Source organism: Arthrobacter sp. zg-Y769 (genome assembly GCF_020907405.1).
In the GTDB taxonomy this organism is placed as follows: domain Bacteria; phylum Actinomycetota; class Actinomycetes; order Actinomycetales; family Micrococcaceae; genus Arthrobacter_B.
Genome location: NZ_JAJJOE010000003.1, coordinates 261025 through 283584, shown reverse-complemented (window position 1 = coordinate 283584; position 22560 = coordinate 261025). Strand labels below are relative to the sequence as shown.

At 66.1% G+C, this 22560-nt stretch carries 20 protein-coding genes; 13 read left to right on the top strand and 7 right to left on the bottom strand.

Annotation, left to right across the window (positions count from 1 at the left end; all coding sequences use genetic code 11):
• Nucleotides 1-32 precede the first annotated feature (32 nt).
• Complete coding sequence (locus LOC60_RS01625; RefSeq protein WP_230021068.1) at nucleotides 33-1208, top strand: MalY/PatB family protein; 1176 nt, start codon at nucleotides 33-35, stop codon at nucleotides 1206-1208.
• Nucleotides 1209-1262: 54 nt separating this feature from the next.
• Nucleotides 1263-1649, top strand: coding sequence for a hypothetical protein (locus LOC60_RS01620; RefSeq protein ID WP_230021060.1), 387 nt, complete (start codon nucleotides 1263-1265; stop codon nucleotides 1647-1649).
• Between the two features lie 91 nt (nucleotides 1650-1740).
• Here LOC60_RS01620 and LOC60_RS01615 read toward each other — a convergent pair whose 3' ends face one another.
• The 4 genes from LOC60_RS01615 to LOC60_RS01600 all read right to left on the bottom strand — a co-directional run bounded on the left by LOC60_RS01615 (nucleotide 1741) and on the right by LOC60_RS01600 (nucleotide 5595).
• Nucleotides 1741-2499 (bottom strand): iron ABC transporter ATP-binding protein, encoded by a 759-nt coding sequence (locus LOC60_RS01615; RefSeq protein WP_230021059.1) that lies wholly within the window; start codon nucleotides 2497-2499, stop codon nucleotides 1741-1743.
• A gap of 37 nt (nucleotides 2500-2536) precedes the next feature.
• Entirely contained in the window at nucleotides 2537-3553 is a 1017-nt protein-coding gene (locus LOC60_RS01610) for an iron chelate uptake ABC transporter family permease subunit (RefSeq protein ID WP_230021056.1), read from the bottom strand.
• Complete coding sequence (locus LOC60_RS01605; protein WP_230021055.1) at nucleotides 3546-4586, bottom strand: ABC transporter permease; 1041 nt, start codon at nucleotides 4584-4586, stop codon at nucleotides 3546-3548. The genes LOC60_RS01610 and LOC60_RS01605 overlap by 8 nt, the downstream gene beginning before the upstream one ends.
• Before the next feature lie 67 nt (nucleotides 4587-4653).
• Nucleotides 4654-5595, bottom strand: coding sequence for a siderophore ABC transporter substrate-binding protein (locus tag LOC60_RS01600; RefSeq protein WP_230021054.1), 942 nt, complete (start codon nucleotides 5593-5595; stop codon nucleotides 4654-4656).
• Between the two features lie 333 nt (nucleotides 5596-5928).
• On the opposite strand from LOC60_RS01600, the gene groES reads away from it, so the two are divergent.
• The 11 genes from groES to LOC60_RS16250 all read left to right on the top strand — a co-directional run bounded on the left by groES (nucleotide 5929) and on the right by LOC60_RS16250 (nucleotide 20546).
• On the top strand, nucleotides 5929-6225 hold the full coding sequence (groES, locus tag LOC60_RS01595) for a co-chaperone GroES (RefSeq protein ID WP_087076694.1): 297 nt from the start codon (nucleotides 5929-5931) through the stop codon (nucleotides 6223-6225).
• A gap of 81 nt (nucleotides 6226-6306) precedes the next feature.
• Nucleotides 6307-7917, top strand: a complete 1611-nt coding sequence (gene groL, locus LOC60_RS01590; protein ID WP_229949900.1) for a chaperonin GroEL — start codon at nucleotides 6307-6309, stop codon at nucleotides 7915-7917.
• Between the two features lie 212 nt (nucleotides 7918-8129).
• Nucleotides 8130-9647: an IMP dehydrogenase gene (gene guaB / locus LOC60_RS01585; protein ID WP_230021053.1), complete on the top strand. Its 1518-nt coding sequence runs from the start codon at nucleotides 8130-8132 to the stop codon at nucleotides 9645-9647.
• Between the two features lie 152 nt (nucleotides 9648-9799).
• Nucleotides 9800-10939, top strand: coding sequence for a GuaB3 family IMP dehydrogenase-related protein (locus LOC60_RS01580; protein WP_230021052.1), 1140 nt, complete (start codon nucleotides 9800-9802; stop codon nucleotides 10937-10939).
• 64 nt (nucleotides 10940-11003) lie between these two features.
• The gene (locus tag LOC60_RS01575) at nucleotides 11004-12728 is read left to right on the top strand and encodes a glycerol-3-phosphate dehydrogenase/oxidase (RefSeq protein ID WP_230021050.1); all 1725 of its coding nucleotides are present in this window, start codon (nucleotides 11004-11006) and stop codon (nucleotides 12726-12728) included.
• 100 nt (nucleotides 12729-12828) lie between these two features.
• Nucleotides 12829-13305 (top strand): PTS sugar transporter subunit IIA, encoded by a 477-nt coding sequence (locus tag LOC60_RS01570; protein WP_269440132.1) that lies wholly within the window; start codon nucleotides 12829-12831, stop codon nucleotides 13303-13305.
• Nucleotides 13306-13360: 55 nt separating this feature from the next.
• A complete protein-coding gene (locus tag LOC60_RS01565) occupies nucleotides 13361-14179 on the top strand; it encodes an SURF1 family protein (protein WP_230021048.1) in 819 nt (272 codons plus the stop codon).
• The gene (locus tag LOC60_RS01560; protein WP_230021047.1) at nucleotides 14176-14592 is read left to right on the top strand and encodes a DUF3817 domain-containing protein; all 417 of its coding nucleotides are present in this window, start codon (nucleotides 14176-14178) and stop codon (nucleotides 14590-14592) included. The genes LOC60_RS01565 and LOC60_RS01560 overlap by 4 nt, the downstream gene beginning before the upstream one ends.
• 83 nt (nucleotides 14593-14675) lie before the next feature.
• Nucleotides 14676-16265 carry a glutamine-hydrolyzing GMP synthase gene (guaA, locus tag LOC60_RS01555; RefSeq protein ID WP_230021046.1) on the top strand — a complete coding sequence of 530 codons (1590 nt, stop codon included), beginning with the start codon at nucleotides 14676-14678 and terminating at the stop codon, nucleotides 16263-16265.
• 147 nt (nucleotides 16266-16412) lie between these two features.
• Complete coding sequence (locus LOC60_RS01550) at nucleotides 16413-20258, top strand: DUF4011 domain-containing protein (RefSeq protein WP_331460763.1); 3846 nt, start codon at nucleotides 16413-16415, stop codon at nucleotides 20256-20258.
• Nucleotides 20259-20261: 3 nt separating this feature from the next.
• A complete protein-coding gene (locus LOC60_RS16250) occupies nucleotides 20262-20546 on the top strand; it encodes a hypothetical protein (protein ID WP_331460762.1) in 285 nt (94 codons plus the stop codon).
• Between the two features lie 18 nt (nucleotides 20547-20564).
• On the opposite strand, the gene LOC60_RS01545 is transcribed toward LOC60_RS16250, so the two are convergent.
• From LOC60_RS01545 to LOC60_RS01535, 3 genes are all read right to left on the bottom strand, one after another.
• Nucleotides 20565-21305 (bottom strand): RcpC/CpaB family pilus assembly protein, encoded by a 741-nt coding sequence (locus tag LOC60_RS01545; protein WP_230021044.1) that lies wholly within the window; start codon nucleotides 21303-21305, stop codon nucleotides 20565-20567.
• 199 nt (nucleotides 21306-21504) lie between these two features.
• A complete protein-coding gene (locus LOC60_RS01540; protein ID WP_230021043.1) occupies nucleotides 21505-21801 on the bottom strand; it encodes an FmdB family zinc ribbon protein in 297 nt (98 codons plus the stop codon).
• A 96-nt stretch (nucleotides 21802-21897) separates the two neighbouring features.
• Nucleotides 21898-22500: a 5-formyltetrahydrofolate cyclo-ligase gene (locus tag LOC60_RS01535; RefSeq protein ID WP_230021041.1), complete on the bottom strand. Its 603-nt coding sequence runs from the start codon at nucleotides 22498-22500 to the stop codon at nucleotides 21898-21900.
• Nucleotides 22501-22560: the final 60 nt, after the last annotated feature.

Below are 22560 nucleotides of genomic sequence, written 5' to 3'. Positions count from 1 at the left end.
CCTGACGGGGCGTTAGCTGTAGGTTGGGCGGCATGACGAAGATCGCCGCCGAGCCGCTGGCTGCACTGCGGGCACGCACCAGCTACAAATGGCGGACCTATCCGGCGGACGTGCTGCCGCTGTTCGTGGCGGAAATGGACTATCCGCTGGCCGGACCGGTGCAGCAGGCCATCATTGACCGGGTGCTGGCTTCGGACACCGGATATATCGCCGGACCGGAGCCTGTGGCCGAGGCCTTTTCCGGGTATGCCGCGCGGACCTGGGCCTGGGCGGTGGACCCTGGAGACGTACGGAGCACCACGGACGTGAGCGTGGCGATTGTGGAATGCCTGCGCCAGGCCGTACCCGTGCACGGCAGCGTGGTCATTACTCCGCCGGTCTATCCGCCGTTCTTTGAGCTGCCGTTGGAAGCGGATGCGACGGTGCTGGAAGTACCGCTCCTGTCCGACGGCGACGGGTGGGCATTGGACCTGGCCGGGCTGGAGCGGGCCTTTGCCCGCGGCGCCGATGCCCTGCTGCTGTGCAATCCGCACAATCCGCTGGGTCTGGTTCATTCCACCGATACCCTGCGGGCGCTCGCGGACCTCTCGGCGAAGTACGGCGTGGCCGTGATCAGCGACGAGATCCACGCACCGTTGACCTACACGCCCGGGGAGTTCACCCCGTACCTCGCCGTCTCGGAGAACGCGCGGGAATACGGCCTCTGCGTCACCGCCGCCAGCAAGGCGTGGAACATTGCCGGTACCAAGTGTGCGGCGATGATCGGCCAAAGCGACCGGACCCGGCTGATGCTGGCTTCCATGCCCGAGGAAGTCTCGGCACGAACCAGCATTCTCGGCCTGCATGCTACGGCAGCGGCCTACAACGACGGCGGTCGCTGGCTTGCCGGAGTGATGGAGTCCCTGGCCGCCAACCGGCGCCTATTAGCCGAGCTTCTGGCGGAGAGGTTGCCGGGCACGGGATACGCCCCGCCGTCGGCGGGCTACCTCGCCTGGCTGGACTTCCGGGCCCTTGGCTGGGGAGATGATCCCGCGGCGGTGGCCCTGGAACGGGCACGGGTGGCGCTGGAACCGGGGCCGAGGTTCGGGCACCAGGGCGCCGGGTTTGTCCGGCTGAACTTCGCCTGCTCCCCGGAGGTGCTGACCGAGGCCGTGGGGCGGCTCGCTGCAGCAGCAGGTCAGGCGGGCCGGCGGAATCTACTAGGCTGACCCGCGCACGTGTTCCTCACTGGAGTTACAACAAATTGAATGGGTCCCGAATAGATGAACGCCAATACTCTCGTGGCATTGATCCTGATTCCGATGGGAATCATTCTTATGCTTTGCGGTCTCCTCGTTTACAACGGCAGGTTCCGCCACTATCGGACCGGTCTCAACATTGTGATGTCCGGGGAGCCGGCGCTTGCCGCAACGTACCTGGGTGCGGCTTTTATCCTGATGCCGCTGACACGGTTCGGCATGGACGGCGGCCTAAACGCCTTGGTGACCATGTTCTTGATCGTTCTGATGTTCATCGCCGGAATTTTGGGGGTTCTTGGCAGTTTCTGGATGCCGCCGTTCCTGCAGCCGCAATGGATAAGGGATGAAAAGAGAGCCGCCCGGCGTCGGCGCCGGGAAGAAGCTGCGAGGCGGGCCGGCGCGCAGCGGTAGGTAACCCGGTGCTACGCAGCCGGGGCGCAACCGGACGGGACCATTGTTTTGTTAGCTGGCTGCCCGGTATGGATGACGGATACTGCACCGGCTAGGCGAAATAGACGCCGATCCGGTTTCCGTCGATCTCTTCGATCCGGATATCGATTTCGTAGATATCCTTCAACACGTCCGGCTGCATGATGGCCGACGGCGGTCCCTGGTGGATCAGCCGCCCGTCGCACATGGCAATGATGTCGTCCGAGTAGCAGGAGGCGAAGTTGATGTCGTGGATGACCAGCACCACGGTCTTCCCGAAGTCGTCCGTGAGCCGGCGCAGCAGCCGCATCATTTCCACCGAGTGCTTCATGTCCAGGTTGTTCAGCGGCTCATCCAGGAGCAGGTAGTCCGTGTCCTGCGCCAGCACCATGGCGATAAACGCGCGCTGCCGCTGACCGCCGGAGAGTTCGTCCACAAACCGGTCCGCCAGCGCCGTGAGGTCCAGGTAGGCCATTGCCTGCTCGATGTGGACCTTGTCCTCGGGGCCCGGACGGCCGGCGTTGTGCGGGTAGCGGCCGAAGCCCACCAGGTCCCGGACGGTCAGGCGGACGGTGAGCTGGTTGTCCTGGCGCAGGATCGCCATTTTCCGGGCGAGGTCCCGGCCGGGAGTGGACACGACGTCGAGCCCGTCCACGGCTACCGTGCCGGAGTCCATGGGCAGCAGGCGGCTGATCATGGAGAGCAGCGTGGACTTGCCCGCGCCGTTGGGGCCGATGATCGAGGTGATGCCGCCTTCCTTGATCTCGCAGCTCACCCCGTCCACGACGACGGCGGAGGAATAGCGCTTGGTGACGCCGTTGACGGAGATCATGAAGAGGGGCCTTTCGAGCGGTGCAGGGGGAGCAGTGTCATTTCACGTTTCCCCTCAGGAGCAGGATGAGGAACACGATGCCGCCCACGAACTCGATGACGATGCTCAGCGCCGTGTCGAAGTCGAAGACCCGCTCGAGCACCAGCTGGCCGCCCACCAGGGCAATGATTCCCAGCAGGACGGCAATCGGCAGCACTGAGGCGTGCCGGAACTTCGCGCACAGCTGGTAGGCCAGGGACGCAATGAGGAGCCCGAAGAAGGTCACCGGGCCCACCAGGGCCGTGGACACCGCGACGAGCACCGAGCAGATGACCAGCGTGGCGGTCACTGCCCGCTTGTGGTCCACGCCCAGGTTCACCGCGGTTTCGCGGCCCAGGGCCAGGACGTCGAAGGAATGGCGCATCCGCCAGGCGATGGCACTGACGACGGCGACGGCGGCGGCGGAATAGCCCAGCAGGGCGGCGTCGACATTGTTGAAGCTGGCAAAGAACAGGTCCTGCAGGATGATGAATTCGCTCGGGTCGATCAGCCGCTGCAGCAGCGAGGAGAAGCCGCGGAACATGGTGCCGAAGACGATTCCCACCAGCAGCATCAGGTGCAGGGATTTCCCGCCGCCGGTGAACAGCCACCGGTAGAGCAGGAACGAGAACCCGACCATCAGCAGCACTTCGAGGCAGAAGCGGATCGGCGCACCCAGGGACAGCAGGGCACCGCCGCCCAGGGTAAACACCAGGACGGTCTGGATCAGCACGTAGAGGGCATCGAAGCCCATGATCGACGGCGTCAGGATCCGGTTGGCGGTGACTGTCTGGAACAGGACGGTCGAGACCCCGACGGCGTAGGCCACCAGGATCATGGAGCCCACCTTGACCGCCCGGCGCGGCAGTGCGTAGCCCAGGTTTCCGCGCAGCTCGATGGTCATGAACACCGCAACCAGTGCTGCCGCGACAACGCCGAGGGCAATGATCCAGAACCTGGCGGGAACGGTCCGGACGGGACGCCGGCGGTGCTCGGTGAGGGCTGCCGGCAGTGCGCTGGTGGAGGGATCAGGCATGGGAACCGCGCTTGCGTAGGAGGAGGTAGAGGAAGATGACGCTGCCCACGGCGGAAACCACTACGCCCACCGGGATTTCATACGGGTAGCGGATGGTGCGCCCGATGATGTCGCAGAGCAGGACGAAGCCCGCACCGAAGACGGCAACCCACGGCACGGCCCGGCGGACGTTGTCACCGATCAGCAGGGATACCAGGTTGGGCACGATCAGGCCCAGGAACGGGATGGAGCCGACGCTGACCACCACCACGGCGCTGATGAGCGAGACAATGACCAGCCCCAGCGCCATGACCCGGTTGTAATTCAGCCCGAGGTTGGTGGTGAAGTCCTGCCCCATGCCGGCGACCGTGAAACGGTCCGCCGCAAGGTAGCCGATCAGGGTAAGCGCGCCGACAATCCAGAGCAGTTCGTAGCGGCCGCGCAGGACGCCGGAGAAGTCGCCGATCATCCAGCTGTTCAGCGTCTGGAGAAGGTCGGTGCGGTAGGCGAAGAAAGTGGTGACGGCGGAAATCACGCCGCCGAGCATGATGCCCACCAGGGGAACGATCAGTGTGTTGCGCAGCGGGATCCGGCGCAGGATGAGCAGGAAGAGTGCAGTTCCCGCAGCGGCGAAGACCGAAGCCGTGGACATCTTCAGGAACATGGAGGCTCCCGGCAACAGCACGGTGACCGCCAGGATCCCCAGCTGGGCCGATTCCACCGTGCCGACGGTGGAGGGTTCCACGAACTTGTTCCGGGCCATCAGCTGCATGATCAGGCCGGCCACGCTCAGGGCCATGCCCGCCAGGACAATGCTCAGCGTGCGGGGGAGCTGGCTGGCCCAGAACAGCATGTGCGTCGTGGGGTCCCCGGACAGCAGCGAGGCGGGCGAAAGGTCGCCGACGCCGACAAAAAGGCTCACGGCAGCCAGCACGACGACGACGCAGACCCCTAGGACCAGTGCTGCGGTTGAACGCAGAAAGCGCCGCCGTTCCTGGGGAGCGGCGGCGGACGCGGGGGCCGGTTTATCAGCCGGCACGGCGGGGGCAGTCATATATCGGTATCCAGTTCCTCCATGGCCCGGCACGACGGGTGCCGGGCCACGGAGCGCAGAAGTGCGGCTAGAGAGCGTCGTGGACGGTATTAACCATGGTGTCCACGTTGTTCAGGCCGTATCCGACCAGGTACCAGCTGGCGGAATCCAGCATGGTGATGTTTTCGTTCTGTGCAGCCTTGGTGCTCTTGACCAGCTCGTTGTCGAGCACCGCGGAGGCGGCTTCACCGGAGGTGCCGACGGCTACGTCGCGGTCAATGACGAACAGGTGGTCCGGATTGGTATCCGCGATGTAGTTGAAGGAAACGGATTCGCCGTGCTTGCCCTCGCCCGTAACTTCGGCGGCCGGTGCCAGGCCCAGGACGTCGTGGATGATGCCGAAGCGCGAGCCTGCGCCGTAGGCGGTCATTTCCCCGCCGCTGGTCATGACGATCAGGCCGTTGCCGGCGCCGGCTGCCAGTTCCCTGGTGTCCTCGACCTTGCCCTCGAGGGCAGCCAGCTTCTCTTCCACCAGGTCTTCCTTCTCGAAGATCGTGCCGAGGGTCTGGGTGTTTTCCTTGAAGGAGTTCCAGGAATCGGCGTTGTCAACGCTCAGGTCGATGGTCGGGGCAATCTTGCTCAGTTCCTCATAGGAGTCGGCGACCCGGCCCGAAATGATGATCAGGTCCGGAGCGCCGGCGTTGATCGCTTCGAAGTCGGGTTCCTTCATGCTGCCGATCTTGGTGATCTCTTCGGCGCCGTACTGGGAGAGGCTCTCCGGGAAGTTGGCGGCGGGCACGCCGTCGACGTCAATGTCGAGGGCATCCATCGAATCGAGGGCAGCGAGGTCGAAGGTGTAGACCGTCTCCGGGTTCACCGGAACTTCGGTGCTTCCCTGGGCGTGCTCAACCGTCACGGTTGAGGCCTGTGCGGACTCGACGTCGGCATCTGCTGCTTCAGTGGAGCAGGCGCTGAGCGCGAGGAGGGACACAAGGGCGGTTCCGGCCAGCAGGCGGGACTTGGGGATCATGGGGGCTCCGGTGAGAGTCGATGTGCCTATCCGGGGATTAGGTCACAGAAATGTTTTCTAATGGTGCGCAAATGAAAACTATCCCGGTTAGGAGAGCCTAAGCAAATCCCCCTTCATTATCTGAGGCCCGGCAGGACGGGGGAGAGGGCAGGTAACGCGCTACGCGCTGGCACTCACCTTGACCGAGTGCTAACCGTTGCATAAAGTCTGAGTTAGCACTCCGAACGTGAGGGTGCTAACTCCCGAAGGGAAAGCGCGAACCGGCACCGCGACGACGGCCAGCGCCAGACCAACGGCCCCATTCCGTGAGAAACTACGCAAAGGAGAGCCCGAGTGTCGGTCTCTATTAAGCCCCTTGAGGATCGTATTGTTGTCCGCCCCCTCGAAGCCGAGCAGACCACTGCTTCCGGCCTCGTTATCCCGGACACTGCAAAGGAAAAGCCCCAGGAGGGTGAAGTAGTTGCAGTTGGACCCGGCCGCGTTGATGACAACGGCAACCGCGTCCCGGTTGACGTTGCAGAAGGCGACGTAGTCATTTACTCCAAGTACGGCGGAACCGAAGTCAAGCACGGCGGCCAGGAATACCTGGTGCTGTCCGCCCGCGACGTGCTGGCCGTCGTCGTAAAGTAGTTCCCCTGGAAAACCCCGGCCACGATTCTGGCCGGGGTTTTCTGATGTAGTGCAGATGTAGTTGTCGGAAAGGACACACACATGGCAAAGCAGTTGGAGTTCAATGACTCCGCCCGTCGCTCGCTCGAAGCCGGCGTCGATAAGCTCGCCAACACGGTCAAGGTGACCCTCGGCCCGCGCGGCCGCAACGTCGTCCTGGCCAAGACCTGGGGCGCTCCCACCATCACCAACGACGGCGTCACGATCGCCCGCGAAGTTGAGCTGGAAGACCCGTACGAGAACCTCGGCGCACAGCTGGCCAAGGAAGTAGCCACCAAGACCAACGATGTTGCCGGCGACGGTACCACCACGGCCACCGTGCTGGCACAGGCCCTGGTCAAGGAAGGCCTGCGCAACGTTGCCGCCGGTGCCGCCCCCGGGCAGCTCAAGCGCGGCATCGAGGTGTCCGTGGACGCCGTTGCCAAGCGCCTGCTGGAGAACGCCAAAGAAGTTGAAGGCAACCAGGTTGCCCACGTTGCGGCCATCTCCGCGCAGAGCACCGAGATCGGCGAGCTGCTGGCCCAGGCCTTCGACACCGTCGGCAAGGACGGCGTAATCACCATCGAGGAGTCCTCCTCGACGCAGACCGAACTGGCCATCACCGAGGGCATGCAGTTCGACAAGGGTTACCTCTCGCCGTACTTCGTTACCGATCCGGAGCGCCAGGAAGCCGTCCTCGAAGACGCCCTGATCCTGATCAACTCCGGCAAGATCTCCTCCGTGGCCGAGTTCCTGCCGTTGCTGGAAAAGGCACTGCAGACCTCCAAGCCGCTGTTCATCATCGCCGAAGACGTTGACGGGGAAGCCCTGTCCACCCTGGTCGTCAACAAGATCCGCGGCACCCTGAACGTTGTAGCCGTCAAGGCCCCGGGCTTCGGCGACCGCCGCAAGGCCATGATGCAGGACATCGCGACCCTCACCGGCGCCCAGGTGGTCAGCCCCGACCTCGGCCTGAAGCTGGACCAGGTCGGCCTTGAGGTACTGGGCTCCGCCCGGCGCATCACGGTTACCAAGGACAACACCACGATTGTCGACGGCACCGGCTCCGAAGCCGACGTCGCCGACCGCGTGGCACAGATCCGTGCCGAGATCGAGCGCACGGATTCCGACTGGGACCGCGAGAAGCTGCAGGAGCGCCTCGCCAAGCTCTCCGGCGGCATCGGCGTCATCCGCGTTGGTGCAGCCACCGAGGTGGAGCTGAAGGAAAAGAAGCACCGCATCGAAGATGCCGTTTCCTCCACCCGTGCCGCACTCGAAGAGGGCATCGTGGCAGGCGGCGGTTCCGCACTGGTCCACGCCGCCCGCGCACTGGATACCGATCCGGAGGTGACGAAGCTGCAGGGCGACGCCGCCACCGCCGTCGGACTGGTCCGCCGTGCACTGGCCCAGCCGCTGCGCTGGATCGCCGAGAATGCCGGTTCCGAGGGCATGGTCGTCGTTGCCAAGGTTGGTGAGCTTGAGGTCAACAACGGCTTCAACGCCGCCACCGGCGAGTACGAAGACCTGATTGCCGCCGGCATCATCGACCCGGTCAAGGTCACCCGTTCGGCTCTGCGCAACGCTGCCTCGATCGCTTCGCTGGTACTCACCACCGAAGCCCTCGTGGTGGAGAAGCCGGCCGAAGAGGACAACGACCACGGTCACCAGCACTAATCAGCCCTGATCCGCACCTTACGGTGCGGAAAGCGGCCCCGGCCCCGCCTCCGGAACCTGTTTCCGGGGGCGGGGCCTTTGCTTTGCCGTGGCATCCCTCACACGTGGTATTAGCTTCCGGACGGAATAGGGGCGGGCCCGCTTTCGTTTTACGATAGGTACAGGCTAAATCGGGCCTTTTCCTTCCTCTCATCCCCGAAAGAGGCGCAGCTTTGAGCCAGCAGTACCCAGAACACGATCCGTTCGGCTTCGTCGGCCTGACCTACGACGACGTCCTCCTGCTGCCCGGCCCGACGGATGTCATTCCCTCTGAAGCCGATACCAGCTCCCGGCTGTCCAAGCGCATCACCGTGCAGACTCCGCTGCTTTCGGCCGCCATGGACACCGTGACCGAATCGCGCATGGCCATCGCCATGGCCCGCCAGGGCGGCCTCGGCGTGATCCACCGGAACCTTTCCATTGCCGACCAGGCGGAGCACGTTGACCGGGTCAAGCGCAGCGAATCCGGCATGATCACCAACCCGGTGACGATTTCCCCCGACGCCACCCTGCAGGAACTCGACGACCTCTGTGCGCACTTCCGTGTTTCGGGCTTGCCAGTGGTGGATGCCGAAAACACCCTGCTGGGCATTGTCACCAACCGCGACACCCGTTTCATTCCGCGTGCCGACTACCCGAGCCGCAAGGTCGAAGAGGTCATGACCCGCATGCCGCTCATCACCGGCCGGGTGGGCATCAGTGCCGCGGAAACAATGGAACTGCTGGGAAAGAACCGCATCGAGAAGCTTCCCCTGGTCGACGACGCAGGCAAGCTCCAGGGCCTGATCACCGTCAAGGACTTCGACAAGGCCGAGCAGTACCCGCTGGCTACCAAGGATGACGAGGGCCGCCTCCGCGTCGGTGCTGCCATCGGCTTCTTCGGCGACGGCTACGAGCGCGCCATGTCCATGGTCGAGGCCGGCGTCGACATCCTCGTGGTGGACACCGCCAACGGCCACAGCGCAGGCGTGCTGGAAATGATCGCCCGCCTCAAGAAGGATCCGGCTGCCGCGCACGTCGACATCATCGGCGGCCAGGCTGCCACGCGCGAAGGTGCCCAGGCCCTGATCGACGCCGGTGCCGACGCCATCAAGGTGGGCGTTGGTCCGGGTTCCATCTGCACCACCCGCGTGGTTGCCGGTGTAGGCGTCCCGCAGATCACCGCCATCTACGAGGCTTCCAAGGCGGCCATCCCTGCCGGCGTTCCGCTGATTGCCGACGGCGGCCTGCAGTACTCGGGTGATATCGGCAAGGCGATCGTGGCCGGCGCCGACACCGTGATGCTCGGCGGCCTGCTCGCCGGTTCCGCCGAAAGCCCGGGCGACCTGGTCTTCGTCAACGGCAAGCAGTTCAAGTCCTACCGCGGCATGGGGTCCCTTGGCGCCATGCAGTCCCGGGGCAAGAACACCTCCTACTCCAAGGACCGGTACTTCCAGGCCGACGTCCCCAGCGACGAGAAGCTGATTCCGGAAGGCATCGAGGGCCAGGTGCCCTACCGGGGCCCGCTCTCCGCCGTCGCGCACCAGCTGGTCGGCGGCCTGCGCCAGACCATGTTCTACACGGGTGCACGCACCATTGAAGAGCTGAAGGCCAAGGGCAAGTTCGTCCGGATCACTCCGGCCGGGCTGAAGGAGTCGCACCCGCACGACATCATGATGACCGCCGAGGCGCCGAACTACGGCCGCCGCTAAGCCGTCCTGACTGCCGAAGGGCAGCCGCTGCGCACCATGCAGCGGCTGCCCTTCGGGCGTTAAGGACCCGGCCGCCGCCAAAACCCGGCCCCGGCGGCCCCAATACCGGGAGCTTTCGGGCCGGGGACGCGCACTGGGATAACCTAGGGAACGTGAGTAACGAGATAGAAATTGGCCGTGGCAAGCATGGGCGCAGAGCCTACTCCCTGGACGACGTAGCGATTGTGCCCTCGCGGCGCACCCGCGACCCCCAGGATGTTTCCATCAACTGGCAGATTGATGCCTATCAGTTCGAGATGCCGGTCATCGGCGCTCCGATGGACTCGGTGATGTCTCCGGCATCGGCCATTGCCCTCGGCCGGCTCGGCGGACTCGGTGTGCTGAACCTCGAGGGCCTGTGGACCCGGTACGAAAATCCGGAACCGCTGCTGGACGAAATCGCCGCCCTCAGCAGCGACAACTTCAACCCCGCAGCCACCCGACGGCTCCAGGAAATCTACAACGCTCCCATCCAGGCCGAACTGATCAGCTCCCGCCTGGCCGAGATGCGCGACGCCGGTGTGACCGTTGCCGGTTCGCTCACCCCGCAGCGCACCCAGGAGTTCTACAAGACCGTCCTGGCCGCCGGCGTCGACGTCTTCGTTATCCGCGGCACCACCGTTTCGGCCGAGCACGTGTCCAAGACCGTGGAGCCGCTGAACCTGAAGCAGTTCATCTACGAACTTGATGTTCCGGTGATCGTCGGCGGAGCCGCCGGTTACACCCCGGCCCTGCACCTGATGCGCACCGGCGCGGCCGGCGTCCTCGTCGGGTTCGGCGGCGGCGCGACCACCACCACACGGCGTGCGCTGGGCATCCACGCTCCCATGGCCACCGCCATCTCCGACATTGCCGAGGCCCGCCGGGATTACATGGACGAGTCCGGCGGACGGTACGTGCACGTGATTGCCGACGGCGGCATGGGCACCAGCGGCGACATCATCAAGGCCTTCGCCATGGGTGCGGACGCCGTGATGCTCGGCTCCGCGCTGGCGCGCGCCGAAGAGGCGCCGGGCCAGGGCTGGCACTGGGGACAGGAAGCGCACCACAGTGAGCTGCCGCGCGGCGACAGGGTCCGGCTGGACACCGTGGGACCGCTCAAGGAGGTCCTCTGGGGGCCGTCCCACCACACCAACGGCACCTCCAACCTCATGGGTGCGCTGCGCCGGGCAATGGCCACCACGGGCTACTCGGACCTGAAGGCGTTCCAGCGCATCGAAGTACTGGTATCGCCCTACCAGTACAGCCTGTAAATCCCGGCGGGCAGCCCCTAGAGTGGACGCAGCTACGGCAGGACCCTAGAGAGGAACCTGGACTATGACTGCGGACGCCCTGAGCCCCGAATACCGAATAGACGCCATGGACACGCTCCGGGCAACCACCCAGCCAGGCAACGAGCTGGATATCCTGATCGTCGGCGGCGGCGTAGTCGGCGCCGGCGCAGCCCTGGACGCGGTGACGCGGGGGCTGAAGGTAGGCATGGTGGAGGCCCGGGACTGGGCATCGGGAACCTCGTCGCGTTCCTCCAAGCTCATCCACGGCGGCCTGCGCTACCTGGAGATGCTCGATTTCGCGCTGGTCCAGGAGGCGTTGAAGGAGCGCGGCCTGCTGCTCCAGCGGATTGCTCCGCACCTGGTAAAGCCCGTGGCGTTCCTGTATCCGCTGACCAAGCGGTTCATCGAGCGGCCGTATGTCGGGGCCGGCATCTTCCTGTACGACACCTTGGGCATGACGTCGGGGAACTCCCGCGGGGTGCCGGTACAGAAGCACCTGAGCCGGCGCCAGACACTGCGCATGGCTCCGAGCCTGAAGGATGACGCCATGGTGGGCGCCATCCGTTATTACGACGGCCAGGTGGACGATGCCCGGTACGTTGCCAACATGGTCCGCACCGCCTCGCACTACGGGGCCGCCGTGGTGAACCGGCTCGCCGTCGTCAACTTCCTGCGCGAGGGCGAACGCGTGGTCGGGGCACGCGTCCGGGACCAGGAAACCGGCAGCGAGTTCGATATCGCCGCGAGCCAGGTGGTCAACGCGACGGGTGTCTGGACCGATGAAACCCAGGCCATGGTGACCGACCGCGGTCAGCTGAAGGTCCGCGCCTCCAAGGGTGTCCACCTAGTGGTTCCCAAGGACCGGATCCAGTCCACGGTCGGCATGATCCTGCGGACGGAAAAATCCGTGCTCTTCGTGATTCCGTGGGGACGCCACTGGATCATCGGCACCACCGACACGGACTGGCACCTGGACAAGGCCCATCCGGCGGCCACCTCGGCGGACATCGACTACATCCTCGAGCATGTGAACCTGGTGCTGAAGACACCGCTGACCCGCGAGGACGTCGAAGGGGTCTACGCCGGCCTGCGGCCGCTGCTCGCCGGGGAAAACGACTCCACCGCCAAGCTCTCGCGCGAACACGTGGTGGCCCATCCGGTGCCGGGGCTCGTGGTGGTCGCGGGCGGCAAATGGACCACGTACCGGGTCATGGCCAAGGATGCCGTCGATGAGGCAGCCCGGGCACTGGATGAAAAGGTCCCCGAAAGCTGCACGCAGACCATCCCCCTTCTGGGTGCCGTGGGCTATAAGGCGGCCTGGAACCGCCGGCACCGCACCGCCGAGGAATACGGGGTCCACGCGGTGCGGGTGGAGCATCTGCTGAACCGTTACGGCTCCATGGCCTATGACCTGCTGGAGCTCATCAAGGCGGACCCGGCCCTCGCGGAACCGCTGCCCGGCGCCGACGACTACCTGCGCGCGGAAGTGGTGTATGCCACCACGCACGAAGGGGCCCGGCACGTCGAGGATGTCCTGGCCCGGCGGACCCGTATTTCCATCGAGACCTTTGACCGCGGCGTGTCGGCCGCACCCGTGGCCGCCGAGTTGATGGCTCCGCTGCTGGGCTGGGACCTCGAACGGGTCCAAAGCGAAGTTGCCCACTACCTCGCGCGGGTCGAAGCGGAACGCCGCAGCCAGGAGCAGCCCGATGACAAGAGTGCCGACGCCGCCCGCCTGGAGGCCGAAGACATAGCTCCGCGCATCTGATGCGGCACCGCCAACCGATGGAAACGAAGACCGCTCCTTGAACAGCGACCTGTCACAGAACGCCGAACACCCCTTGGAACCACCGAACACAGAGCTCACCCTGAATGAGGCCGGTGCAGTGCTGACCGAACCCGGACTGGTGATCCTGGACATGGAGGCGGCCGACCGGTACGACGCCGCCGCGCAGCTGGCGGAGCGGCTGTACCGTGCCGGGCGGATCAGCAACCTGGAGGGGTTCCTCGAACAGGTCCGAGCCCGGGAGCACCAAATGGCGACCGGCCTGCCCGGCGGGATCGGCCTGCCGCACGCCCGCAGCGAGTATGTGCACGAAACCTCCATCGCGGTGGGCATCGCCCGCTACGGCCACAGCGTCGATTTCGGAGCAGCCGACGGACCGGCAACAGTGGTCCTGCTCATTGCCACTCCGGCGGCGTCCTTTTCCCATCACCTGGAAGTCCTCGCCACGATCGCCCGGTCACTGTTCAGGCCTTCCTTCCGCGAATCCCTGCGCCGGGCCAACGACGCAGAGGTCATTGCCGAGCTGATCAATTCCTCCCTGGTCTTTTTTGACCACTGAAGCGGCTGCAGACCGGCATTGGGTTTTCTACAGCGTGACGAAGTACCGTTAACGAGTGCTCAAAACTGCCCTGCAGCCGCGTTGGATCGCCGGCCTGCTTTTTGCCCTTGTCATCTCGACGGTCTTTGTGCTGTTGAGCCAATGGCAGTTTTCCAGTGCCGAATCGGAGGAGTCCGCCGAGCCCCGCGCCACCGAGGACGTCCGGCCGCTGACCGAGGCCTTTACCCCGGGTAAGCCGATGTATGAAACCGAAGCGGACCAGATGGTCTCCTTCACGGGATCCTTCGATCCGGAAAAGTCCGTCCTCGTGGAGGAGCGGCTCCAGGACGGCGACATGGGCTACTGGGCGGTGACCGCCTTCAACGTCGACGGCGCACCCTCGGGCGAATTCATCCCCGTGGTCCGCGGCTGGGTCTCCGACCCGGAAGACGTCACGGAGCCCCCGGCCGGTGAGGCCGCCGTCGTCGGGCGCCTGCTGCCTTCCGAGGCGCCGCTGCCCGCGACGCCCGAGGAAGGACGCGTTACCGCGCTCTCCACCGCCGAACTGATCAACCTCTGGGACGCACCCGCCTACTCGGCCTTCGTTGCGGCTTCAGATATCACCGTTGACGGCGCCGCGGTAGACGCAGGCGGCATGGAAACCGTGGAGGTGGGTGCCCAGCCCGAGGAAACCCCGGTCAACTGGCTCAACATCTTCTACGCGTTGGAGTGGATCGTTTTCGCCGGCTTCTCCGTCTTCCTGTGGTGGCGCCTGGTCGCCGACGAGCATAACCGCAGCCTCGAGGACGACGAATATGACGACGAGTACGACGACGAGTACACCGACGCAACCGAACCCGAAAACGATCATCCCAGCAGTGAGGTAACTAAGTGAGCGAATCCGCAAGCACCGCCAAGGCACCGAGGAAAAAGAAGCGCCGGTTCGGCGGTACCCACGCCCAGATTCGCTCGGCCCTGAAGTTCTACAAGGTCTTTTCCTACGTCACCGGCGTGCTGCTGCTCGCCCTCGTAGTGGAGATGATCGCCAAGTACGGCTTCGACACCGAGATCATCGTCGGCGGCGTCAACCTCTCCATCGGCGTGCTGATCCTGCACGGCTGGATGTACGTGGTGTACCTGCTGTCCGACTTCCGGCTGTGGCAGCTGATGCGCTGGCCGTTCTCCAAGTTCATCCTGATTGCGCTCGGCGGCGTTGTGCCGTTCCTCTCCTTTGTGGTTGAAGGGCGGATCCACAAGCAGGTCCTGGCGGAGCTCGAAGCGCATCCTGAAGCGGCCAAGCGCTACTAGGGGAGTCCGCAGCCGTCCGGGACGGACGCCGGCGGCTGCGGCGCGGTGTGCATGGCCGGGGGCGGGCCGACTATCCTTGGAACGTGACTAATCCCGCGACTGATCCCATTGAAGAGCGGCCCGTCCTTGTTGTGGACTACGGAGCGCAGTACGCCCAGTTGATTGCCCGCCGGGTGCGCGAAGCAGACGTCTACTCCGAGGTGGTTCCCCACACCTACAGCACCGAGCAGCTGCTCGCGAAGAACCCCGCCGCCATTATCCTCTCCGGCGGCCCCTCCAGCGTGTACGCCGAGGGCGCCCCCAAGGTCGATGCAGACCTGTTTGAGTCCGGTGTCCCGGTCTTCGGCATTTGCTACGGCTTCCAGGCCATGGCTGCGGCCATGGGCGGCAAGGTCGCCAAGACGGGGCTGCGGGAGTACGGCTCCACCGACGCACGCGTGATTGGCGGCGCCCGCTCCATCCTCGAAGGCACTCCGGACGAGCAGAACACCTGGATGAGCCACGGTGACAGCGTGCAGGAGGCTCCCGAGGGCTTCGACGTCCTCGCCAGCACCGCAGGCGCGCCCGTGGCGGCGTTCGCCAACGAGGCCAAGGGCCTTTACGGCGTGCAGTGGCACCCCGAGGTCAAGCACTCCGCACACGGCCAGGCCGTCCTGGAGAACTTCCTCTTCAAGGGCGCCAAGCTTGAACGCAGCTGGACCACGGGCAACATTGTCGAAGAGCAGGTTGCACGCATCCGCGCCCAGGTAGGCAGCGCCCGTGTGATCTGCGGCCTGTCCGGCGGCGTCGACTCCGCCGTGGCAGCCGCCCTGGTGCAGCGCGCGGTCGGGGACCAGCTGACCTGTGTCTTCGTTGACCACGGGCTGCTCCGCGAAGGCGAAGCCGAGCAGGTGGAACGCGACTTCGTGGCAGCCACCGGCGTAAACCTCTATGTCGCCAACGAGCAGGAACGCTTCCTGACCGCCCTGGCCGGCGTCTCCGATCCCGAGACCAAGCGCAAGATCATCGGCCGCGAATTCATCCGTGCCTTTGAAGAGGCCGAACGGGCCATCATGGCCAAGGCCGAAGCGGAGGGCGAGCCTATCCGCTTCCTGGTCCAGGGCACCCTGTACCCGGACGTCGTCGAGTCCGGCGGCGGTGAAGGCGCAGCCAACATCAAGAGCCACCACAACGTCGGCGGTCTGCCGGAGGACATGAAGTTCGAACTGGTCGAGCCCCTGCGGGCGCTCTTCAAGGACGAGGTCCGTGCAGTAGGCGCCGAGCTCGGCCTGCCCGCCGAAATCGTCGGCCGCCAGCCCTTCCCCGGTCCCGGACTGGGAATCCGGATTGTGGGCGAAGTCACGCACGAGCGGCTGGAACTGCTGCGCCGTGCGGACGCCATCGCCCGCGCCGAACTGACCAGCGCAGGCCTCGATGACGACGTGTGGCAGATGCCGGTAGTGCTCCTGGCCGACGTCCGCAGCGTCGGGGTCCAGGGTGACGGCCGGACCTACGGCCATCCCATCGTGCTGCGCCCGGTTTCGAGCGAAGACGCGATGACTGCTGACTGGTCCCGGCTTCCGTACGATCTGCTGGCCCGCATCTCCAACCGCATCACCAACGAAGTGGACGGAATCAACCGCGTGGTACTGGACGTAACCAGCAAGCCGCCGGGAACAATCGAGTGGGAATAGCCTAAAGGGGACCGAGGACGGCCGTTTCGGCCGTCCTCGTTTTCGTCCCCCGCGTTGCTATGTTCGGGAAACCCGCCCCGACGCGATAGTTTGGAAGGTATGCCAATTTGGTCGAGAACGCGCGGAAGTGCAGAAAAGAGGGCACTAGTGTCTGAGCAGAATACCGGGGAGAATCCCTCGGACTTCCTGCTGCCGTGGCTGGGACAATTGGGACAGCACGCCGGAACGGACACATTGCTCCATTTCACGCCGTCCGCCGCGAACAGCATCGACCTGACCCACGCGCATCCCTCCGGCCTGGCCCAGCTGCTGGCCGGCCGCCGTACCCGCCTGTCGACCCTGCTGCGCGATCCCGACCAGTACGGTGCCGCCATGAAGGCAGGGCGCCTGCTGCGCGCCAAGATCTACGAACTGGGCACCGACCGGGGCATCGACGTCGGCTACATGGCCGCCGGCACGGCGTCCTGGCGCTACGCCTCGGATGAGGCGCTGCGGCCGGAGTCCCTGACCGCACCCGTGCTGCTCACCCCGGTGGCGCTGACGGTCCACGCCTCGCAGGATGACTACGAACTGCAGCTGACCGAAAAGGCGGCACTGAACCCCGCCCTGGTCCGCCACCTGCAGCACGAGCAGGGCCTGGACCTCGACGTCGACGCCCTCACCCGCCTGGCCTACGGCACTGCCCGCTTTGATCCCCATCCGGTGCTCGAAAAGCTCCGGGCCGTCACCGGCAGCGTCCGCGGGATCAACATTGAACACCGCCTGCTGGTTTCCACCTTCGCCGACCTGTCCGACCTCGGCGAGGACCCGGCGCTGGATCCGGCCCACCCGATCCTTCGCGCCCTGATCGACGCCGCCCGTGACGGCTCCGCCGGTCCGGCGCTTCCGGAACCGCTGGATCTGCCGGCACTGGACGAGCGGGACCCCGCGGATGAACTCCTCATCCTCGACGCCGACCGGCAGCAGCAGGAAGTCCTGGACCTGGTCAACGCGGGCCAGTCGCTGGTAGTCTCCGCGCCGGCCGGTACGGGCCAGACCCAGACCGCGCTGAACGCCGTCGCGGCGCTGGCCAATGCCGGCAAGTCCGTCCTGGTGGTGGCCGAACGCCGAAGCACCCTGAACCAGTTCGTCTCCGAGCTGGACGCGATGCAGCTGGGCTCCCTGGTCCTGCAGGCCAACGCCGGGCTCACGCAGCAGCAGCTGAAGGACCAGCTGGTCCGCGCGATTGTCCGCAACGAAAAGTCGCAGGCCCCTGAGCTGCAGAGCCTGCACAAGGTCTTGCTCGAAAACCGCCACCAGCTCCGCGACCACGTGAAGTCGCTGCACAACGTCCGCCGCCGCTGGGGCTGCTCGCCCTACCAGGCCATGCAGTCGCTCGCCGAGCTGACCTCCATGAACCCGGCGCCGGCCACCACCGTCCGGCTCAAGCGGAGCGTCCTGGACAGCATTACCGACCGCACTGAACTTTCCGGCCGCCTGCGCCGGGCCGCCGAACTCGGCAGCTTCAGCCGGGCGGCAACCACCAGCCCGTGGTACGGCGCCAAGCTGCTCAACCGCAAGGAAACGGAAGAAGCGTATGCGCTGACCCAGACCCTTGCAGCGGACCTGCCTGCCCTGCGGGCCAAGGTCCAGGACGTGGCCGAACACTCCGAAATCCGTCTCGGCGAAACATTTGCCCAGTGGGGCGAACAGCTGGAACTGCTGGTTGCCGTGCGGGAAAGCCTGGACAAGTTCACCCCGGACATTTTCGACCGCCCGGTGACGGACCTGATCTCGGCGACGGCTTCTTCCTCCTGGCGGCGCGAGCGCGGCATCGACATGAGCTCCATGACCCGTTCCCGCCTGCGGCGCGTGGCCAAGGAGTATGTCCGGCCCGGCGTGCACATTTCGGACCTGCACGCTTCGCTGGCCGAAGTCCAGCAGCAGCGTGCCGTCTGGACCCGCTACGCCACCACCCAGCGGCACCCCTCGGTGCCCACCGGCCTGGCCGAGATCAACCGCTCCTACCTGCTGGTGAAGCGGCAGCTGGACACCCTGACCGGCATCCTCTCCGAGACACCGCTCCACCCGGACCTGGCCTCCCTGCAGCTCGATGAACTCGAGAAGCAGCTCAGCCAGCTGGCGGGAGACCGCGAAACCCTGGAAACACTGCCCGAACGGACCTTGCTGCTCGACGAGATGCGCGCCCAGGGCCTGGGTGAACTTCTGGATGACCTGAGTGCCCGTGAGGTGCAGCCCCGCCACGTGGGTTACGAGCTGGAACTGGCATGGTGGCAGTCCGCCCTGGAAGCCATGATCAGCGGTGACGACTACCTTGCCATGTCCGACGGCAACAGCCTGCGCCGGCTGGAGGCGGAGTACCGGCTGGCGGACAACGCGCACATTGCCTCGGGCGCCGCCCGCCTGCGCTGGAGCCTTGCTTCGCGCTGGCACTCGGGTGTCCAGGCCGCAAGGGGTGCTGCCGAGGACCTGCGCGAGCTGCTCAAGGACGGCGAGCTGTCCCTGGAGAGCCTGAGCCAGCAGTCCGAGGAACTCGTTTCGTCCCTGCTGCCGGTGTGGGCTGCCAGCCCCCTCGTGCTGCCGATGGTCCTGCCCGAACACCGCCGCTTCGACACCGTGGTACTGCTCGACGCCGAGTCCACCAGCCTGCAGTCCGCTGTTCCGGCACTGGCCCGCGCCTCGCAGGTGATTGCCTTCGGTGACAGCTGCCTGGGCGGACCGCGGCCGTTCACGATCGGTGTTGAACCCGCAGGTACGGCGCCCCAGCACGTCGAACTGGTCAGTGCCTTCGAAGCGCTGGAACGTGTCCTGCCCACTCGCTGCCTCTCCACGGTTTACCGCGGCACCGACAAGGCACTGCTGCGGCAGCTGAGCGACTCGTTCTACGGCGGCCGCCTCTCCATGGTTCCGAGCGCCGACGAAGTCACCACCGGACACCGCGCCCTCTCCGTGGAATACCTGCCCGACGGGACCGGCATGCCCAGTGCCGACCACGAAGGCGTGGAAAGTGTTGCAGCGGAGGTCAACCGCGTGGTTGACCTGGTCTTCGAACACATCCGGCGCCGTCCGCACCAGTCCCTCGGCGTCATCACCGCCAGCCCGCGCCACGCCGTGCGGGTAGCTGAAGCAATCCGTGTGCAGATGGCCAACTTCCCGTGGGCCGCCGATTTCTTCACGGCGAAGACCGAGTCCTTCCGGGTGGTTCCGGTGGACCGTGCCGTTGGCATGGTGCGGGACTGCGTGATCTTCTCCCTCGGCTTCGGACGTACCCCGCACGGGCGTGCCCTGCACAACTTCGGCCCGCTGTCAGCACCTGACGGCCGTAAGAAGTTCGTCACGGCCATGACCCGGGCACGGTACAAACAGCACGTGCTGACCTGCTTCCAGCCGGCAGACCTCGACCGGACGCGGCTGGGCTACGGTGCCCTGGACTTCTACGAGCTCATCAAGCGGGAGCTCGATCCGGAAACCGGCCGCGAGGAACTCCCCGCTGCCGGAGGCATCATGGACGAGGATCCGCTGGTGGCGGATCTGGTGGGCCGCCTGCGTGAGCGCGGGGCCAAGGTCTGGGACCACTACGACGGCACCATCGATATTGTCGCCGCGGCTCCCCATTCGGCGGGCCCGACGGGCACGCCGGCGCCGCTGGCCATCGAATCGGACGGCACCGAACGCTACCGCGCCATGTCCGTCCGGGAACGGAGCCGGCTCCGGCCGCAGCTGCTTGAACGCCGCGGCTGGCGCTACATGCCGCTGTGGACCATCGAGGTCTTCAGCGACCCGTCCGCCTGCGCGGATCTCGTGAGCCGATACCTCGAGCTGCCGGATCCCCCCGTCGGTCAGCAGCCCGTCCCACGCACTGCGGACTCCGCCGAGCCCGGCGCGGACAAAGCTGCCCGTCCTGCCCAGCAGGCGAAAGTGACCCCGCACGGAAGCAGCCGGATGCGCGAACGGAGGGCGGAATCCGTTCCGGACAGCGCCTCAGGAGAGTGAGTGATGACTGAGGAACCCGTCACCGGGAAGGCCGCGGCGGAGGAAGCCGCTGCGGCCGGCGCCCCGGAGCAGGGCACCCCGGCCGGCGCCCCGGAGCAGGGCACCCCGGCCGGCGCCCCGCGCGGCGGCCGCAGGCGCGGCAACCGCCGGGCGGTTTCATCCGGAGCGGGCGGGCAGGCGGGCCTTTTGCCCGTGACCGCCAAAGAGGACGATCCCCGCGCGTGGGGCGACAGCCCGGAGGACACCGATTCCTGGCTCCGGGAGCAGCGCCCGCCGCACTGGGGATAAACGCCGGCGGGAAGCACCCTACCCGTCTGTCAGGACGAGATAGATCCTGCCGGACCCGGAAGCAGCCGTCAGGCGGGCCGCGTTCTCCCGGTCCGCAGCCACGACCACCAGCCCGTCGCCGTCGCCGCTGCCGCTGCCCGGCCAGCCGCCCCCGGACTTCCCCCCGGACACCCACAGCACCGGTACCCTGGCGGCCAGGACAACGGCACCGCTGACGTCACCGGCCGCATGTCCCGCACCCGGGTTCTCCCACCCCGTTGCGGCAACAACGTTGACCAGTTGCCCGGGCCCCAGCAGGTCGAGAACGGAAGGATCCGCCGGGCGCAGGGGCACTGCCACGGAACCCGGCGGGGCGCCCGCCAGGAGTCCGGCGCCGGCCAGGGAAACATCCGTAACAGGGCTGCCCCGCAGCAGGGGAGTGGCGAGGCGTCGGCCGACCAGTGCCTCCGGCTGTTTATGGGCGCCGGGGGGGACGGCCTCAACCGGAACATCCACCGTTTCCAGTGTCCCCGCGGCCAGGACCGTCCCGGCGGGCAAATCACGGGCGGCCCGGACCATGACGGCGTGGTCCGAAGTTTCCGGTCCCAGCGCCTCAACCGCGGTACCCGCAGCAGCGCAGCAGGCCAGGGCTGCCAGCAGGCGCCGGTGGCGGACCATAAAGCGGCGGACTCTCGAGCCGGAGTACAGGGAGACCGGCGGCTGACCCGGATAGGCAGAGGTGCCGGCGGACTCGCTGGCGGACAAACGGTGAAAACGCATGCCGTCACGCTAGCCGTGGAAACCCCGTCGGCAGCGGTCAGCCGCCGGCACCTCCGGCAAACGGGAAGAGTCCCGGGCCGTATGGCCAATGTGGAGGCGAAGTGGGCGCGTGGCGCGTGGCCAACCCGGGCCGGCGAGGCCGGACCCGAGGCGCGCCCGGGCAATTACAGTACCCGGGAAGCAATCCCTGCGGCAGGATTTAGGACTGGGAGCCGCCGGCGGGTGCGGCAGCTGCAGGGGTTCCGCTGCCGGATGCTGCGGGCGCGGACGGTGCCGCACCGTCAGCCTTGGCCGGAGCTGCCGGAACCGTGGAGGCGGCGTCGCGTGAATCGGTGCGGTAGAAACCGGAACCCTTGAATACGACGCCGACGCTGTTGAACTTCTTACGCAGACGGCCGCCGCACTCGGGGCAGACCGTCAGGGAGTCTTCACTGAAGGACTGCTGGATATCGAACGAATGGGAGCAATCCTTGCAGGCGTAGGCATACGTTGGCACTCTGGTAATCCTCCTGGCATTCAAACCCTGGCACCCTCGGGCCCCGGCACATCAACTTTTGGCACTCTCAAGCCTTGAGTGCTAAGTATACAACGGCTACGACGGCACCTGCCGCCAGTCGGAAGGGGTCAGCACCGCGTCCACGGGTGCGTCCAGGGGAGTGGTTTCGAAGCTGCCCGCCGGAACGAATTCGTGCCCGTAAACCACCGCGACAGCCGGCGCCGGGTTGCCGTCCGCCCGCAGCGCGGCCAGGAACCGGTCATAGTAGCCGCCGCCTTTGCCAATCCGTCCGCCTGCGGAGTCAGCGGCCAGTGCGGGTACGAGCACGAGGTCGAGTCCGGGAAGATCGGCTGCCGCATAGCGCTCACCAACGGGTTCCAGCAGTGAATCGTGCAGCCCGGGCGCCAGTTCTGTTTCGGGGGTCCAGTAGCACCATGACAGGCGCCGTTCGGGTTCGCACACCGGCAGGACCACACGGTAACCGGAGCGGAACAGACCCTGGAGCAACGCACCCGTACCGGGTTCCGTGCCGACGGCGAGGTAACCGGCAACGGTTCCACCCCGGGGTACCAGTTCCGAAATGCCGCGCAGCCCGACGCCGGCCAGCCCCTGGGCGGCCCGGGATCTTTCAACGTCCGTCATTTCCCGGCGGAATTGCTGGAAATCCTTTCGGGCCTGGTCCTTTTTCAGCGTGTGCATACGCCCATTGTCCCCATAAGGCTGCATATTTGGTGCAATCAGAGACCTCTTAGGTACGCT

Bases quoted from the DNA above. Each gene is read 5' to 3' on its own strand.
- LOC60_RS01545 (WP_230021044.1), bottom strand. From the start codon at position 21,305: ATGCGTTTTCACCGTTTGTCCGCCAGCGAGTCCGCCGGCACCTCTGCC.
- LOC60_RS16250 (WP_331460762.1), top strand. From the start codon at position 20,262: ATGACTGAGGAACCCGTCACCGGGAAGGCCGCGGCGGAGGAAGCCGCT.
- LOC60_RS01620 (WP_230021060.1), top strand. From the start codon at position 1,263: ATGAACGCCAATACTCTCGTGGCATTGATCCTGATTCCGATGGGAATC.
- LOC60_RS01615 (WP_230021059.1), bottom strand. From the start codon at position 2,499: ATGATCTCCGTCAACGGCGTCACCAAGCGCTATTCCTCCGCCGTCGTC.
- LOC60_RS01610 (WP_230021056.1), bottom strand. From the start codon at position 3,553: ATGCCTGATCCCTCCACCAGCGCACTGCCGGCAGCCCTCACCGAGCAC.
- LOC60_RS01575 (WP_230021050.1), top strand. From the start codon at position 11,004: ATGACTGCGGACGCCCTGAGCCCCGAATACCGAATAGACGCCATGGAC.
- groL (WP_229949900.1), top strand. From the start codon at position 6,307: ATGGCAAAGCAGTTGGAGTTCAATGACTCCGCCCGTCGCTCGCTCGAA.
- LOC60_RS01535 (WP_230021041.1), bottom strand. From the start codon at position 22,500: ATGCACACGCTGAAAAAGGACCAGGCCCGAAAGGATTTCCAGCAATTC.
- LOC60_RS01625 (WP_230021068.1), top strand. From the start codon at position 33: ATGACGAAGATCGCCGCCGAGCCGCTGGCTGCACTGCGGGCACGCACC.
- LOC60_RS01600 (WP_230021054.1), bottom strand. From the start codon at position 5,595: ATGATCCCCAAGTCCCGCCTGCTGGCCGGAACCGCCCTTGTGTCCCTC.
- LOC60_RS01605 (WP_230021055.1), bottom strand. From the start codon at position 4,586: ATGACTGCCCCCGCCGTGCCGGCTGATAAACCGGCCCCCGCGTCCGCC.